This is a genomic window from Cyanobium sp. BA5m-21 (assembly GCF_024346235.1).
GTDB lineage: Bacteria > Cyanobacteriota > Cyanobacteriia > PCC-6307 > Cyanobiaceae > Cyanobium_A > Cyanobium_A usitatum.
Genome location: NZ_JAGQCO010000055.1, coordinates 1 through 13,516, shown reverse-complemented (window position 1 = coordinate 13,516; position 13,516 = coordinate 1). Strand labels below are relative to the sequence as shown.

The following is a 13,516-nucleotide window of genomic DNA, read 5'->3' as shown; positions in this document are numbered from 1 at the left end:
TGCCATCGCCCTGGTGACCGCCCTGCTGCTGGAGTGGGGCCTGATCGTCGCTGACACGGCAGGTGTGTCCTGATGACAGCGGCTGCAATTTCAGCTTCTTAGCCCCTCGTCATCACTGATCGCCATCGCCACCACGCGCACTGAGCAGGCCGCTGCGATCTCAGCCCAACGTTCTGGTGTGAGCCCCAACTGCTTGGGGATCTGATCTGCGGGTATGCCCTGCCGCAGCAACTTCTGCCCCCTGGCATGCAGCTCCCGCCAGCGGCCCGGCACCGAAATCAGAAACCCCTTATCGCGCAGGTAGTGGGTGATTTCGCCGTTCACGAATGGTCTGGCGTAGGCGATGAAGTTGGAGCTGCTGCGGTTCACCCGCTTGCAGTCGTAGCGGCGTGAGGCCTTGATCAGCCCAATTGCTGCCAGCTGCTCGAGGTCTTCTTTGGGATGGCCGGTGCGGCGGGCGTAGTTGGCCGCCACCTTGGCCGCAAAGTGCAGATGCTCAACCACCAGAGCATCAGCAGCGCCGTGGGGCGAACGGCAGGGTCGCTGGCGGCAGTGGTTTTGGGAGGTAGGGCTCATGGCAGGGCGGCAGTGAGGGATCGGGGGCTATGCCCCCCTCAGCGGGAGAAGAGCAACGGTCTTGCGGCAGTGCTGCCGCTGCCTCGCCAGTGCTGGTTTTGCAGCCAGGTCACCCCCTGACAGAAGGCATCCACCAGGTCGTCATGGGCGGCGTTGGGAAAACCCAGCAGCTCAGTGATCAAGTCGTCGTTGCCAGGGCAGAAGCCCAGTTGGCCGGCCTCAAGCAAGGGCGCGACGGCATGGGCGCGGCTGACCTTGCTGCCTGCTGGCCGCACTGCAATCAGTCCAGGTATCTGGCGCTGGAGCAGCTGACATACCGCCGGGCCATTGGCGGCGTCTTCAACCAGCACGGCATCAGGCGTCAGCCCCCGCTGGTTGAGATCAGCAAGGGTGTGGGTGAGGAACTTCACCACCCCCGGCAGATCGAGGCGCTGGTGCTGGCTCCACAGCACGGTGATCGCACCACCTGCGGCCTCTTCTGCCGCCGGACTAGTTGGCACGTGCGTACGGGATGACGCTTTAGGTGGCAGCAGTGCCGCGCTGCGGTGCAGCTGCAGGCCCTGGGCCAAGCCGTCTACGGCTGGATGACGACTGGTGCAGTCGCTGTGGAGCCCCAGCAGCACAAAGCCGCAGTAGTCGTTCCCGTCCCCTCCCTTGAAGCTCAGATCGCAGCTGAGCACCAAGGGGGAGAAGGTCTGCTGGCCCTTGGCGCGGCGCAGCCACTGCCGCTGGAACAGCAGACCTTCCGCTGGAGAAGGCCGCTGCTGGTAGAGAGCGTTCCACCAGTAGCTGCCGGCGCGGATCCTGATCTGCTCCAGCTCAGCCAGGGGAAACCGCTCGGGGCAAAGGGGCTCCCCGGGTTGGCGCCAGTCCGGCTCGAGCGTGCAGGTGGCGGCGAAGTGGAGCTGCTGCTCGGGCGGCTCGCAGGTGGCCGGCAGGTTGAGCAAATGCCAGTGCTGCGGGGCGTCGCCGCTTTCCTGTTCCAGCAGCCAGCCGATCAGGTCGTCCTGATGCCAGCGGGTCAGCACCACCACCTGGGCGGCTCCGGCATTGCCGTTCACCCCTGGTTCAGATCTGGTTAGCCAGACGGATTGGAACCACTCGATCAGTTTTTGGCGTTGAGCTGCGGAGTTGGCATCTTCTGGGCCCTTGTAGGGGTCATCAATGATCCCGAGGGCATAGCCCTTGCCCGTAAATGGTCCCCGAACGCCAGCAGCAATGCAGCCGCCGCGATCAGGGGTGAGCCAGTTACCAACGGCGGTGGAGTCCTTGGAGAGGGGATTACCAACCGCGCGGTAGTAGTGCCTCGCTTCTCGGCTATGGGCATAGGCCAGCTCGGCTGAATAGGAAGCAATGGCGCAGAAGCGTGTTGGGTAGCGGCTCACCCAGTAGGCGGGAAACAGCTTGGAAACCAGAAGCGATTTCCCCAAGCGCGGCGGGCAGCAGACGATCAGGCGGTTGAGCTGGCCATCGGCCACCCGCTGCAGCAAGGCGATCAGTCGCTCGGCCCAGGTGTGGAAGGCGTAGCTCGGGTAAGCCTCGCTGATGAAGTTGCGAAACAGGCCTGGGGCGGCCTCCTTCGCAGTGAACCGGGAGGGATCGGGGGCACCAAGTAGGCCCCAATCGGCCCAGAGATCAGATCCCGGATCCAGCAGCAGGCCGGCCATCAGCTTCTGCCCCCTGGCGCCTGCCCGTCTGGTGCCTTGAGGGGAGCGCGCAGCAAGCCGCCGATCTCGGCGATGACCCGGAAGGCGCCAACAGCTGCTGAAAACTGCTCAGCATCCATGGCCCGGCGAGCGCAGTCATTGAGGGCAAAGATCTGCTCGGCCTGGTGCCGGCGGCGATCGGAGATCAGCTCCTCGACCATCCGCTCGCGGGCGAGGTTGAGGTAGCGATTGATCGTCTGGCTGTTGGTCACCCCCCAGCTTTCACGAGCTTTTTCGTAGATCAGCGCCAGAGGAATGCGCTGGGCGATCCACAACTGCCCCTCAGCCACGCGGCGCTCCACCTCCAGTCGTGACGGCCGGGGCGGTGGCTGGGCCGCATGTCCCTTGGTGCGACGCGGTGGGTTGGCATGCCCGATCGGCCGGGCGGGATCGGTAGGTTCGTAGATGGGCTGGCCGTTGTCGTCCTCCGCGCTGGCGGCAGCGCGCAGCTCCTCCACCGGATCAGCAGCGCTGCAGTTGTGGGCGCGCGTCGGCATCAGCTCAGAACGGCAGAGGCTGGGTCTTCGGGGGGCGGATGGTCCAGAAGGGCTTGCCGCGCTTCTCCGTGGCGCTGCCCTGCTGGATCGCCGCTTCCTTGGCGGACTTGAGCTGCTGCTCGATCTGCTGCACCACCGGTGGGAACTCGTAGCTCAGGCGCCCGGTGCTGTGGGCAAAGGCCCAGTCGTTGTGGGAGAAAGACGGATCCAGCTGGCCGGTGGCCATCGCCGTGTTGAGGGCCTCCAGGAGCGGCTCGAGCTGCTGATCCAGCTCCTTCTGTTGCGCCTTGATCGCGGTGACCGCGTCCAGCAGATCATCGAGATCAGCCTCAGTTACCGCACCGGCGACTGGAGCTTGGGGAGCAGCAACAAGCAGGAGGTCCGCCATCGAGGAACATCAGAACAGTTGCCCGGATGATTCCGAGCCCGCTGAGTCTAGCGGCCAGCATCTACAAGCCAGTTTGCTGAGCTGGCTCTCGTTGATCCTTGCTCTCAGAAGGGCCTGTGAGTGGAGCAGTAGCGGCTCCAGGCGGCGGCCCAGGCGCTCAGGCACTTCTCACGGCTGTAGAAGGTGCTGCAAAAGGCCTCGCCGGGCTTGCTCCAGATCGTCTGGCCCAGCTCGTAGTGATTGCCCTGGGAAGCTTCCAGCACCATGTAGCCGCCCAGCTGGGCGGCGGTGGAGTAGGGCCGGCCGTGGGCCGAGAGGGTCTTGAGGTCGTAAAGCACCCGCACCTCGTGGCCACGGCGCTCACTCAGGGCCCGTGAGACATAGGCGCCGTCAAAGGCCCCCGCCACGTTGCGAATGAGGCAGCAGCTGAGCCGTTCGCTGGCGATCACCTGCACCTCGTCCCAAAGCGGCAGCTGCAGCAGCGGCAGGATCCAGTCCCGGTACTGGTGGTGCCCGCACAGGGTCTCGGCGTCCAGCAGAGCTTCTCTGGTGCTCTTGCCCGCCAAGAAGCGGGCCTGGCTGTAGTACTCAAGGGCTGCGTGCACGGTGGTGCCGCGCGGCTCCCAGATCGACCGCTTGGCCTCGATCGAGCGCTTGGCGTAGTCGCTCAGGCCATGGGCCAGCACGCCGGTGATCGACACCGGGAACAGGTGATCGCCGAGCCAGTACCGGTGAGCTGCCTCATCCCGCCAAAGGCCGGGGATGGGGTCAAGCCAGGTGGAGGTGGTGGTGGTCATGGCCGTTTCAGTTGTGACGCGGCGTGACGATGGGCGTAACAGCCGAGATCGCCTGCCTGTAGTGGCTTCTGGGGGTGCCTGTAACGATGTAACCCTTTTTCAGATATAGAGGCATTAGCAAGCAGCAGCGTCTGGTTGAGAAGGTGTCAATTCGTCTTTGAATTCATAGGGGGCTCTATGTGATCCCTGAGGCGTTACATCGTTACGGATGCACAGATCGCTAGCGGTGCATGGGATCTGGGCGTTACCGCTGCTGTTATGTCTGGCCGTTTTGTAACGGCAGCTGGTTACAGCACGCTCAGGGGAATGGCGACTGCACGGCTGACCATGCCGGCGCCACAGAAGCGCACCGGTCCTGCCCGTTGCGCACCGCCCAAGCGCAACAGCACCACAGGCCAGCTGTTCTGCCAGGCGGTATCGACGAGGAAGTGCTCAATTGCCTTGGCGGTGTTACTCACCAGCAGGCGGTCCTGATCCACCCGCAGTCCATGGCGCCCCAGGGTCTGGGTGGCCAAGCCCGCGCTGACATCGAGGCAGGTGTTGTGGCAGGCGGCCAGCTCCACCAGTTCACCGATCGTGCGGGTGACGGGCTTGTCGTCGGTCTCCACCCGCACCTGGCGCTGCAGAATCGTCTGGATGCAGCGGGCCTCGTCTGGCACTTCGGTGCTCTGGCTGTAGCTCTCCCAGTCGTGGCAGGCAATGCAGTGCTCGGCCTCCTCCTGGGTGGGGACGGAATCACTGAGCAGCGACCAGGCGCCGGCCATCAAGGTGCCGTACTGATCACCCAGGCGCTGGGAGTCGAAGTGGCGTGCGGCGGCAGAGGAGAAGACCACCACCGATTGGCGGATCACCGGGATCAGCGAAACGGTGCGAGCGATCAGCCGCCGCGCCAGCTCAGGGGTGACGTGGTGCTCGAGATCGCGATCGAGATTCTGCCAATGGGCTTCTCGCTCCTCCTTGCCCATCTCGTTGGGGCTGCGCAGGGTGAGCTGCGCGAAGCGGCTCTTGTCCGCCCCCTGCTTGAGGGCGGTGGCGATCGATGACATCAGAAACATCGAGCGCACCCGGAAGCGGCTGACATCCCCACTAGGGGAGCCCTTGAGCATCTCGGCGCTGCTCTCGCTGCTGGCAACCCGTGCCAGCGAGAGGATCGCCTGCATCCGCTGCTGGTCGCCCTTCTCGTTGCTCTCGGCCTCATCAAAGACCACCGGAACGGCATCCGAGCAGATGGTCTGACGCAGGCCCGCCTCGGTCGTGGCGCCCACTACCACCAGGCTCAGATCGCCGAGCAGCGGTGCCACGAAGCGATCGAGGATCTGGCTCTTGCCCGATCCGGCGCCGGCAGTGAGCCAGATATGGGGCCGCCAGCGCAGGGCGCCGCAGATCGGAGCCAGCACCACCCAGCCGAGCAGGAGGGTGCCTGAGGCCGGCACCTCCCAGCGGAAGCGGTTGGCGATGCCCACGATCATTCCGGCCTCCGCCACGCTCAGGGGCTCCACTCCGCAGGGGCCCTCCAGGCGCTTGAGCCGCTGATAAATGAACCGTGAGCGAAAGGGCCTGGTGATCGGGTGCTCACCCTCAGGAGTGATCAGGCGATCGCCCAGGTGCAGCACGGTGCGGCCCTCATCCCACCAGGCCCCGCGGCCGCGGATGCGCTCCACCGCAAAGATCCCCATCGCGGCGGAGCTCTTGTGCAGATCGCTGGCCGCCGCCGGCCAGTTCACCCCGGTGCGGCTGGGGTAGAGGCTTTCCCAGTACTCCAGCGGCGCCAACGCCACCAGGTGGGTGGCGGTGTGGCAGCCGCGGGGAAGCCGGATCACCTGGCCGGTGCTGGCGGGCTGGTAGAAGTTCGCGTCGGCGTCGTAGCCAAGGCAGAGGAAGGGTGCTGCCGGCCTGGAGGCCGCTGCAGGGGCAGGCGGTGGTGGGGCACCATCGCCGCTGCCGCCATCGCATCGGGCATCAGGCGCCGTCCATGGCTGAACCGCTTTGGCTAGCTGACGTGCGGCCTGCCGAGGCGTCCAGTCGGCGTCGGCCAGGTCCCAGCCTTGCGGCAGGTCCGACGGCAGAGCCACCAGTTGCAGCTGGCAGTCGAGGGGATGCAGCAGGGCGGTCAGGTTCTCCATTGCCGCTAGGCCGTCGGCATCGGCATCGGGCCAGAGCGTCACCGAGCGGCCGGCCAACGGCGTCCAGTCCGCCTTGGCGATCGCCTTGGATCCATTGGCCCAGCTCAGCACCACGTGCTGCGGGAACAGACGGGTAGCCGCATCGGCGGTTCCTTCTCCTTCCACCACCAGCACGGGCGCTTCTGGTCGTTGGCCCAGGCCCGGCAGGCCGTAGAGCGGACGCGGTGCGGGCCAGTCGCAGGAGAAGGCATCGCGGCGGCTGGGGCGATGCCAGTCCCCATCCAGCCAGACGCGATGCAGGAAGGCCTTGCCGCCGCTGCGCAGCCGGATCCGCTGGATCCAGAACAGCACCTCCCCGGCGCCGTTGCGGTAAGCCCATTGGGCGGTGGCGCCGCGGTTCAACGGGGGCGGTGGGGCATCGGCAGGGGGCTTCTCGGGCATGCGCCAGGGCTTGCCGTTGCGATTGCAGCTCTGGCTGGGAATGCTGGCGTTGTCGTCAGGCACCAGACCAAGGAAGCCCTCCACCTGCCGGGCGGCCCCCACAAAACTCCAGCCCTGCCGACGCATGAGCAGGTCGATGCCGGAGCCGGCACCACCGCGCTGGTCCTTGCCGCCGCACTGATTGCAGAACCAGGAGCCGCTGCCGTCTTTGTCGTCAAAGCGGTAGCGATCCGTGCCGCCGCAGAGTGGGCAGGGCTGATGGCGATCGCTCAGCTCCGCGTCGCTCAGCCCTGCTAGTGCCGCAAGGATCTCCGGCCAGCGGCCCCGAGCCGCAGCAATGGCATCGGCCATGGGATGTCGCTCACCAGCCCTGGCTGGCAAGCGCCTGATTACCCGTAGAGCCGCGATCAGGCGCGGGAACCAGGGACTCACGGTGGATCACAGCGTCGAGCACCTGGCGCAGGGCGGCTGAGCGACTCAGGGAGCCGTGCCGACGCCGCGCATCAAGCCAGGCCAGTTGCTCTTGGGTGATCGAGACACTCACCGGCAGGGCGTAGTCAGACATGGGAACTCCGCTCGTGAACTACAGCCTAATGCTTTAGGCCAGCTCTCGCTAGGCTGAGCCAAAGAAGGATAGAGGCTAGTCACTGTCCTGATCGCCTGTAATCCCAGTGGCCCCGATCGTCCTGCGCGACTACCAGCAGCAACTGCTGGCCGATCTCCGCGCCGCCCTCAAGCTCCACCGCCGGGTCTGTGCGGTCATGCCCACCGGTGCGGGCAAGGGCCAGACCATCGGCGCCATCGCCCGCGGCGCGGCCAGCAAGGGCCGGCGGGTGCTGGTGCTTGCCCATCGGGCTGAGCTGATCGAGCAGCTCACCGGCACAGTGCGGGCCTGGGGCCTGGAGCCCGATGTGATCGCCCCCGGCCACCGGATCCAGGGGCGGCAGGTGGCGGTGGGCTCGGTGCAGACCGTGGTCCGGCGGCTAAAAGCCCTGCCGGCGCCGGATCTGATCATTCAGGACGAGGCCCACCACCTGGTGGCAGGCAACGTCTGGGGCCGGATCATCGAGGCCTGGCCAGGCGCCCATCTGATCGGAAAGACCGCCACCCCCGAACGCCTCGACGGCAAAGGGTTGGGCGTAGAGGCCGGCGGCTACTTCGAGGCCCTAGTGCTCGGGCCCTCAGCGGCCTGGCTGGTCGAACAGGGCTGGCTGGCCCGGCCCAAGGTGTTCTCCTGGCCAGGGGCGCGCAACAGCAAACTGCGGCGCCGGCATATGGGCGAGTTCGACCTGGAGCAGGCGGCACGCGCCTTTGGGGATCGGGCCGCCATTGGCGATGCGGTGTCGCACTACCGCCGCCGGCTCTACCCCGGCACGGCAATTGTTTTTTGCTGCACCATCGAGCACGCCGAACAGATTGCCGCGACCTTCCGCAGTGCGGGAATTCGGGCCGCCTCGGTGAGTGGCAGCACCCCGACCGAAGAGCGCAAACGCCTGATCGCCGGGCTCGGCACCGGCGATGTGGAGGTGCTCAGCAGCTGCATGATCATTTCTGAGGGCACCGACATCCCTTCAGTGGGTGGCGCGATCCTGATGCGTCCCACCGCTTCCCTGAGCCTCTACCTGCAGATGGTCGGCCGGGCCCTGCGGCCCGCAGCTGGGAAGCAGGAGGCCGTGATCCTTGATCACGTCGGCAATGCCCATCGCCACGGCCTGCCGACCGATGAACGCGAGTGGAACCTGGCCGGCCGCCGCCGGCGTGAGGGTGTCTCGATTCCGATCAAGGACTGCCCGCACTGCTTCTGCAGCTGCCCCAGCGCGGTACAGGTCTGCCCTGACTGCGGCCATCTGTTCCTGGCTGACGAACGAGATGAGCAGCGCCGCGGACTCCAGCAGATTGAGGGTGAACTAGTTGAAGTCACGGGCGCAGCCCGCCACCGGCCCAAACCCAAGCCCAACCAGCAGCAGAGGCCCCGGCGCACGCACCCGGCAGCTGGCTGCCGGACCTTCGAGCAGCTGCTGGAGCGGGAGCAAGAGCGGGGCTACAAGCAGGGCTGGGCCAGGTATGTCTGGGCTGCCAGGCAGCGCAGCGCTTAATGCCTGACTGGCTTGCCGCCTGCTCCCAGGAGTTCAGCCTCCAGGCCCAGCTGTTGGGCCGCCGCGACAAACGGGGCATCCAGGCTGCAGAGGGTGGCGCCACGGCCGCTGGCGATTGCTAGGTGCAGGGCATCGGCCGCTCGCAGGGACGTGCTCCAGCCGCGCAAGCAGGCGTTGGCGTTGCGGAAGTCCTGCGGCTCCAGTTCCAGCATCAGCAGGCCTGGCGCCAGGCTGCGCTCAAACCCCTGCAGCACCGTCTCGGCTTGCGCCTGGCTCAGTGCCTTGGTGCGCACCTTCAGGCCGAGGGCGGAATGGAGCTCGGTGACACTCCAGGAGCTGATCGCCAGCGGTGCACTGGCTTCAGTGAGAAACGCCGTTGCCGTGGCGGAGTGCGCTTCCGGCGTCAGCACCGCCAGCAACACGCAGGTGTCGATGTAGAGCATCAGGCGCCGGACTCATCCCGCAACGCCCGCATGGTCTCCACGCCGCTGGTCGGCTGCTCGGGCAACGAGCCACGCAGGGTTGCGAGCTGGGGCAGCAGATCACGCACGCTGCAGCGCGGCACCAGCTCGGCGATGGCTTTGCCGCGACGCGTGATCACCACCGCCTGCCCAGCCTCCACAGCATCCAACAGGCTGGAGAGCTGGGTCTTGGCTTCCGCCACCGTCACCTGCACCATGGCCGTTGACCATCTGGATGACCAACTCTAGGGCGGGCTGATGGCCCGGCAACAGGAGGCATGGCCTCCTCCCCCAGCGAACACGAAATTCAGCAGCGCATCCGCCTGGCCTGCGGCCGCGGGCGGGTACGGCTCTGGCGCAACAACACCGGTGCCCTGGTCGACCAGCAGGGGCGCTTCGTGCGCTTTGGGTTGTGCAAGGGCAGCAGCGACCTGATCGGTCTGCGCTCGCTGGAGATCACGCCTGAACTGGTCGGTCAGCGCATTGCCCAGTTCGTTGCCCTGGAGATCAAGACGGGTTCCGGAACCGTCAGCCCCGAGCAGCGGGCCTTTCTGCTGCTGGTGCAGCAGCTTGGCGGCTTGGGCTCGGTCTGCCGCTCGATTGCAGAGGCTCAAGCCGTCCTGGACCTGAATCCCATGGCCGGGTCGGTCCAATGAACAGGCCCGAACTCCGCAAGCAGCTGCAGGCCTTGGCCCGTCGCTATCCCGGCATCCACCCATACACGCTAGTCCTCCGCTTCCAGGCCCAGACGGGCCGGGTTCTCACCGTTTAACAGGTCAAACAGCTCTTGGCCGAGCCAGGAAATAACCGAGACCAGCCTGCCAAGCTGTAACAAGCTATGGCTAGCAGTGCCAAGCAGCGCTTAGGATCGGGCTATGGCACAAGCAAAGAAGCCCGTCAAGCGCACCTACCAGGCCGTCCTTGACTGGCAGGACGAGTCCCGAAGAGCCTTTGGGAAGATGCTGCTCAACTGGCGGCGCCGTAACGGCTGGACCCAGTACACCGCATGTGAATGGGGCACAGAAGCCGAGTTTGAGGTGATTTCCTACGGGAATCTCTCGGTGATCGAGCAGGGCAAGGCCGGCGAGCTGCGCCAGAAGGCCTTCTTTCAGCTCGAGGAGCTCAACCGTCGCCTGGCGGAGAAGGACTGGGGACCGGTCAAGTCCCAGCGGTTGAAGGACCAGCTGAAGGATGCGGAGCCCCTACACGGCGATGACGACAAGCTCTGGGATGCCGTGTACTTCTGGAGCTGCTACATCGGCTATGTGCCGGTGCCCAAGGCCTTTCAAGCAGCGCCCGCGCCGACCCTGACCTCGAAGCGTGCCGAGGAGATCTGTCAGAAATGGCGCCAGCATGTGCGCCGCGTGATCAAGGAAGGCGGTCTCGACGTCACCCAAGCCCTGGAGCAGCTGGTCAAGGGTGCACCGAAGGAGCACCAGAAGCGTTTCTCAGAGGTGCTGGCCATCGACGACTACAGCTCGGTTGAGCTGGCTCAGCTCTGGGTGGATGGCGAGGAGTTCCTTCCCGAGCAGTGGATCGGCGCCTGGGAGCAGAAAGCGCTGGGTGCCTGATCGGACCGCTCTGGCGGACGCAACCAGGGCCGACCTGGACGATTGCAAGCAAAGTCTGGGGTTGCGCCTAGCGTTAGCAAGCCGCTAAGCTCAGGCCAGCGGGCACAAGCCCGGCTCTCTGATGTCATGACCCAAACCCCCGCACGCGCAGGCGTGCCAACCGACGCCCTCGCGTTGCTCGACGAAAAAGGCAGCGCCGAGCGCGCCCTTACAGCCGCCCTGGCCTCGTTCCAGGAGCAGGTGCAGGCCGTTCCTTCCCTTGATCTAGCTGCTGTAGTCGAAGCAGCCAGACCGGCCTTTGCCTCGGGCATTGCCTTCAGCGTCCAGCTGGTCGACATCCACGGCCGCAACAAGTTGCGGGTCACGGTGATGCACTCCGGTGGAGCTGAAGTCACCAGTGAGGAGTGGGCCGACGAAGTCGACGACCTGCTGCGGGCCTCCGGCTGGATGCTGGCCATGCTGCTGGGCATCCCTTTGGCCAAACAGGCTCAGCCTGTAGAGCCTGAGAAGAAAGGGGCAAAGAGCCTCGCATCTGTCGGGGTTACTGGTGCTCCGGCTGGGCCTGAGCCCAGCAAGGAGAAAGAGGCTGCCCCAGTGGTTGACATCGATGTCGCTCTGGAGCCGCTCACGCCCCAGGAGATCGAGGCCACCCACCAGCGGATCCTTGCCCTGCCCCAGGCAGCACGCCAGGAGCTGACCAAGGCGTTCCGCGAGCACTTCCAAGTGCCGCGCAATGCCCGCTCCATCGGTGATCGCATCAACCAGCACCAGCACGCCGCCTTCGTCGACCACTTCCTTGAGGAGTGCGAGGGGCACGGCCTCGATGACGCCGCGACGCCGGTGGAGCCGTGAAAGGCCTTCGTCGCTACGGCGAGCAGCCACGCTCGGCCGCCGGTCGCCACTTCATCCAGACCCAGGTGCGCACAGATGTGTACCTGCGAGTCCGCGAGGTGATGGAGCGCCACAACCTCTCGGCCAGCGGGGCAGTGCATCACCTGCTGCGCGAACGCTTTGGTCTGCCGCCCCTGCCTCCTTTCGATCAACAGCCCATTTCCACCGTTCACCCCGTTTCAACCCATGGCTAAGGACATCTTTCGTACCCCCCTCGCCGAAGTGCGCTGGGCCCATCTGATCACCCCCAGGCATCAGCTCGACAAGAGCAAGCCCAAGGCCTGGACGGCCGACCTTCTCCTTCCCAACAGCGATGAGAGGGCCCAGTCCTTCCTGCTAGCGATGGAAGACCAGTTCATCGCCCTGCACGGCAGCCGCAAGCGCCGCGCCGAGAAGGGCTTCCCTTGGAAGCCCGACAAGGAGAAGCCCAGCGAGATCACCGTGGTGCGCTTCAAGGTGCCGCAGTTCCAGCGCCGTGACGGCTCCCACTCCGAGGGGCCCCGCATCGTCGATGCCAAAAAGCAGCCCTGGGATGGGGCCGCCATAGGCAACGGCTCCAAGGTGGTCGTCGCCTTTGACATCTACGACTGGGACGGGGAGAACGGCTGCGGCATGACCTTCCAGCCCCGTGCTGTTCAGGTCGTCGAGTTCGTGCCCTACGAGCAGGTCGATCCCACCGACGGGTTTGAAGAAGTCGAGGGCTACACCACGGGTGCGGACAACGGATCCGCTTGGGCTGTTAAGGACGACGACGAGGCCCCCTTCTGATGGGTTCACCGCACGTCCGCAGTAATGGGGCCTTCGGGCCCCGCCCCCAGCTGCCGGCCTTCTGCCGAACCCGCCGGCCCACCGTCATGGTCACGGTTTCCAGCCTGGCTGGCTTGCGCGCTCTGGCGCTGCTGGGCCTGGCATTTCAGCTCAGCACCCTGCTGCTGGTGCTCGCCGGGCCCGTGCCACCGCGGCCGCTGGCCAGCACCAACACCGTCTTCCACTCCGATGCCAGCGCTGACGCCGGCGAAGTTCCCGCCGTCACACCGCTCTCAGACCAATGAACACCACAACGACGCCGTTCCATCCCGCTGCACCTCTCGTCTCGATGAATCACCCCGCTCTGGTCTCCCGTTCCTGGAAAGGCACGCCGATCTCCCGCCGCACCAGTGATGGCTACGTGAATGCCACGGCCATGTGCAAAGCCAACAACAAGCAGTGGTCGAAGTACCGGGAAAGCGACCGCTGCCAGACCTATCTGGATGCCCTCGCTGAAACCTCCGTAATTCGGATGTTTGACCTGATCGAGTCCCGCCAAGGCCAGGGCGGCGGCACCTGGGTCCATCCCCAGGTCGCAGTCGACCTGGCCCGCTGGATCAGCGCACCGTTTGCGGTGTGGATGGATGGCTGGTTTCTGGAGAGCGTCCAGCAGGCGCAAAGGGCACCGGCAGAAACGAGCCCACCGCGGCTGCGGGAGGTCGATGTGATCGCCCTGGTGGAGCGCAGCATCGGGCTATTCGAGCGGCTGGGTGGACTCGACCAGCGCGACCAGCTCCTGTTCAAGGACATCGTCCGCAGCAACATTCTCACTGCAAGCTCAGGGGGCTCTACCCGGCACTCCTGTCGACGACGAGCTGACCCTCAGCGATGCCTGGCTGGAAGTGTTCCAGGAGGCGCTGCCGCGCGCCAAGTACCGCTCTGCAGGGATGCTGGTGGCCGAGGCCTACCGGACAGACTTCGGCCAGGAGCCGCCGCTTCGCCAGCAGTTCGTTGACGGGGCCCCGCGTCAGGTCAAGAGCTACCGCCGCTCCTGGTTGGTCGACACGCTCAAGCGCTTCCGCGATCAACTGGCCGGAGGCTGATGGACACCCAGGTAACGACCACTCGCCAGCGGGTCTGGGTGACAACGGCAGAGGCCTGCACTGCCCTGGGGATGTGCCGCGAAACCCTCCGCCAGCTGCGGTTGCGAGGGGTGCTCACC

17 protein-coding genes are annotated in these 13,516 nt (G+C 65.8%); 8 read left to right on the top strand and 9 right to left on the bottom strand.

The window, feature by feature from the left end; all coding sequences use genetic code 11:
* Nucleotides 1–90: 90 nt before the first annotated feature.
* The 7 genes from KBY72_RS12545 to KBY72_RS12515 form a co-directional block, all read right to left on the bottom strand.
* The gene (locus tag KBY72_RS12545; protein WP_254993726.1) at nucleotides 91–576 is read right to left on the bottom strand and encodes a sigma-70 family RNA polymerase sigma factor; all 486 of its coding nucleotides are present in this window, start codon (nucleotides 574–576) and stop codon (nucleotides 91–93) included.
* A gap of 38 nt (nucleotides 577–614) precedes the next feature.
* Nucleotides 615–2,243, bottom strand: a complete 1,629-nt coding sequence (locus KBY72_RS12540) for a terminase (RefSeq protein ID WP_254993725.1) — start codon at nucleotides 2,241–2,243, stop codon at nucleotides 615–617.
* The gene (locus KBY72_RS12535) at nucleotides 2,243–2,779 is read right to left on the bottom strand and encodes a hypothetical protein (protein ID WP_254961902.1); all 537 of its coding nucleotides are present in this window, start codon (nucleotides 2,777–2,779) and stop codon (nucleotides 2,243–2,245) included. Before KBY72_RS12535 ends, KBY72_RS12540 begins: the two co-directional genes overlap by 1 nt.
* A 4-nt stretch (nucleotides 2,780–2,783) precedes the next feature.
* Nucleotides 2,784–3,167 (bottom strand): hypothetical protein, encoded by a 384-nt coding sequence (locus KBY72_RS12530; RefSeq protein ID WP_254931005.1) that lies wholly within the window; start codon nucleotides 3,165–3,167, stop codon nucleotides 2,784–2,786.
* 104 nt (nucleotides 3,168–3,271) lie between these two features.
* Nucleotides 3,272–3,964: a hypothetical protein gene (locus tag KBY72_RS12525; RefSeq protein WP_254931004.1), complete on the bottom strand. Its 693-nt coding sequence runs from the start codon at nucleotides 3,962–3,964 to the stop codon at nucleotides 3,272–3,274.
* Between the two features lie 287 nt (nucleotides 3,965–4,251).
* The gene (locus tag KBY72_RS12520) at nucleotides 4,252–6,879 is read right to left on the bottom strand and encodes a primase-helicase zinc-binding domain-containing protein (protein ID WP_254993724.1); all 2,628 of its coding nucleotides are present in this window, start codon (nucleotides 6,877–6,879) and stop codon (nucleotides 4,252–4,254) included.
* A gap of 10 nt (nucleotides 6,880–6,889) precedes the next feature.
* Nucleotides 6,890–7,093 (bottom strand): hypothetical protein, encoded by a 204-nt coding sequence (locus tag KBY72_RS12515; protein ID WP_190548267.1) that lies wholly within the window; start codon nucleotides 7,091–7,093, stop codon nucleotides 6,890–6,892.
* 106 nt (nucleotides 7,094–7,199) lie between these two features.
* Here KBY72_RS12515 and KBY72_RS12510 point away from each other — a divergent pair, with 106 nt between their 5' ends.
* On the top strand, nucleotides 7,200–8,624 hold the full coding sequence (locus KBY72_RS12510; protein WP_254931002.1) for a DEAD/DEAH box helicase: 1,425 nt from the start codon (nucleotides 7,200–7,202) through the stop codon (nucleotides 8,622–8,624).
* Here KBY72_RS12510 and KBY72_RS12505 read toward each other — a convergent pair.
* Both KBY72_RS12505 and KBY72_RS12500 read right to left on the bottom strand, forming a co-directional pair.
* A complete protein-coding gene (locus KBY72_RS12505) occupies nucleotides 8,621–9,067 on the bottom strand; it encodes a type II toxin-antitoxin system VapC family toxin (RefSeq protein ID WP_254931001.1) in 447 nt (148 codons plus the stop codon). The genes KBY72_RS12510 and KBY72_RS12505 overlap by 4 nt on opposite strands.
* Complete coding sequence (locus KBY72_RS12500; RefSeq protein ID WP_254931000.1) at nucleotides 9,067–9,303, bottom strand: type II toxin-antitoxin system Phd/YefM family antitoxin; 237 nt, start codon at nucleotides 9,301–9,303, stop codon at nucleotides 9,067–9,069. Before KBY72_RS12500 ends, KBY72_RS12505 begins: the two co-directional genes overlap by 1 nt.
* A 60-nt stretch (nucleotides 9,304–9,363) precedes the next feature.
* On the opposite strand from KBY72_RS12500, the gene KBY72_RS12495 reads away from it, so the two are divergent.
* From KBY72_RS12495 to KBY72_RS12465, 7 genes are all read left to right on the top strand, one after another.
* Complete coding sequence (locus tag KBY72_RS12495) at nucleotides 9,364–9,741, top strand: VRR-NUC domain-containing protein (protein ID WP_254930999.1); 378 nt, start codon at nucleotides 9,364–9,366, stop codon at nucleotides 9,739–9,741.
* Between the two features lie 219 nt (nucleotides 9,742–9,960).
* Nucleotides 9,961–10,656 (top strand): XRE family transcriptional regulator, encoded by a 696-nt coding sequence (locus KBY72_RS12490; RefSeq protein ID WP_254961899.1) that lies wholly within the window; start codon nucleotides 9,961–9,963, stop codon nucleotides 10,654–10,656.
* 126 nt (nucleotides 10,657–10,782) lie between these two features.
* Entirely contained in the window at nucleotides 10,783–11,508 is a 726-nt protein-coding gene (locus KBY72_RS12485; protein ID WP_254961898.1) for a hypothetical protein, read from the top strand.
* Nucleotides 11,505–11,741: a hypothetical protein gene (locus tag KBY72_RS12480; protein WP_254930996.1), complete on the top strand. Its 237-nt coding sequence runs from the start codon at nucleotides 11,505–11,507 to the stop codon at nucleotides 11,739–11,741. The genes KBY72_RS12485 and KBY72_RS12480 overlap by 4 nt, the downstream gene beginning before the upstream one ends.
* Nucleotides 11,734–12,315: a hypothetical protein gene (locus tag KBY72_RS12475; protein WP_254930995.1), complete on the top strand. Its 582-nt coding sequence runs from the start codon at nucleotides 11,734–11,736 to the stop codon at nucleotides 12,313–12,315. The genes KBY72_RS12480 and KBY72_RS12475 overlap by 8 nt, the downstream gene beginning before the upstream one ends.
* Nucleotides 12,315–12,599: a hypothetical protein gene (locus KBY72_RS12470; protein ID WP_254930994.1), complete on the top strand. Its 285-nt coding sequence runs from the start codon at nucleotides 12,315–12,317 to the stop codon at nucleotides 12,597–12,599. Before KBY72_RS12475 ends, KBY72_RS12470 begins: the two co-directional genes overlap by 1 nt.
* Entirely contained in the window at nucleotides 12,596–13,309 is a 714-nt protein-coding gene (locus KBY72_RS12465) for a KilA-N domain-containing protein (protein WP_254993723.1), read from the top strand. The genes KBY72_RS12470 and KBY72_RS12465 overlap by 4 nt, the downstream gene beginning before the upstream one ends.
* Nucleotides 13,310–13,516: the final 207 nt, after the last annotated feature.

Excerpts from the sequence above, each read along its gene's own strand:
- KBY72_RS12545 (WP_254993726.1), bottom strand. The coding sequence starts at position 576 with ATGAGCCCTACCTCCCAAAACCACTGCCGCCAGCGACCCTGCCGTTCG.
- KBY72_RS12540 (WP_254993725.1), bottom strand. The coding sequence starts at position 2,243 with ATGGCCGGCCTGCTGCTGGATCCGGGATCTGATCTCTGGGCCGATTGG.
- KBY72_RS12535 (WP_254961902.1), bottom strand. The coding sequence starts at position 2,779 with ATGCCGACGCGCGCCCACAACTGCAGCGCTGCTGATCCGGTGGAGGAG.
- KBY72_RS12530 (WP_254931005.1), bottom strand. The coding sequence starts at position 3,167 with ATGGCGGACCTCCTGCTTGTTGCTGCTCCCCAAGCTCCAGTCGCCGGT.
- KBY72_RS12525 (WP_254931004.1), bottom strand. The coding sequence starts at position 3,964 with ATGACCACCACCACCTCCACCTGGCTTGACCCCATCCCCGGCCTTTGG.
- KBY72_RS12520 (WP_254993724.1), bottom strand. The coding sequence starts at position 6,879 with ATGGCCGATGCCATTGCTGCGGCTCGGGGCCGCTGGCCGGAGATCCTT.
- KBY72_RS12515 (WP_190548267.1), bottom strand. The coding sequence starts at position 7,093 with ATGTCTGACTACGCCCTGCCGGTGAGTGTCTCGATCACCCAAGAGCAA.
- KBY72_RS12505 (WP_254931001.1), bottom strand. The coding sequence starts at position 9,067 with ATGCTCTACATCGACACCTGCGTGTTGCTGGCGGTGCTGACGCCGGAA.
- KBY72_RS12500 (WP_254931000.1), bottom strand. The coding sequence starts at position 9,303 with ATGGTGCAGGTGACGGTGGCGGAAGCCAAGACCCAGCTCTCCAGCCTG.
- KBY72_RS12495 (WP_254930999.1), top strand. The coding sequence starts at position 9,364 with ATGGCCTCCTCCCCCAGCGAACACGAAATTCAGCAGCGCATCCGCCTG.
- KBY72_RS12490 (WP_254961899.1), top strand. The coding sequence starts at position 9,961 with ATGGCACAAGCAAAGAAGCCCGTCAAGCGCACCTACCAGGCCGTCCTT.
- KBY72_RS12485 (WP_254961898.1), top strand. The coding sequence starts at position 10,783 with ATGACCCAAACCCCCGCACGCGCAGGCGTGCCAACCGACGCCCTCGCG.
- KBY72_RS12475 (WP_254930995.1), top strand. The coding sequence starts at position 11,734 with ATGGCTAAGGACATCTTTCGTACCCCCCTCGCCGAAGTGCGCTGGGCC.
- KBY72_RS12470 (WP_254930994.1), top strand. The coding sequence starts at position 12,315 with ATGGGTTCACCGCACGTCCGCAGTAATGGGGCCTTCGGGCCCCGCCCC.
- KBY72_RS12465 (WP_254993723.1), top strand. The coding sequence starts at position 12,596 with ATGAACACCACAACGACGCCGTTCCATCCCGCTGCACCTCTCGTCTCG.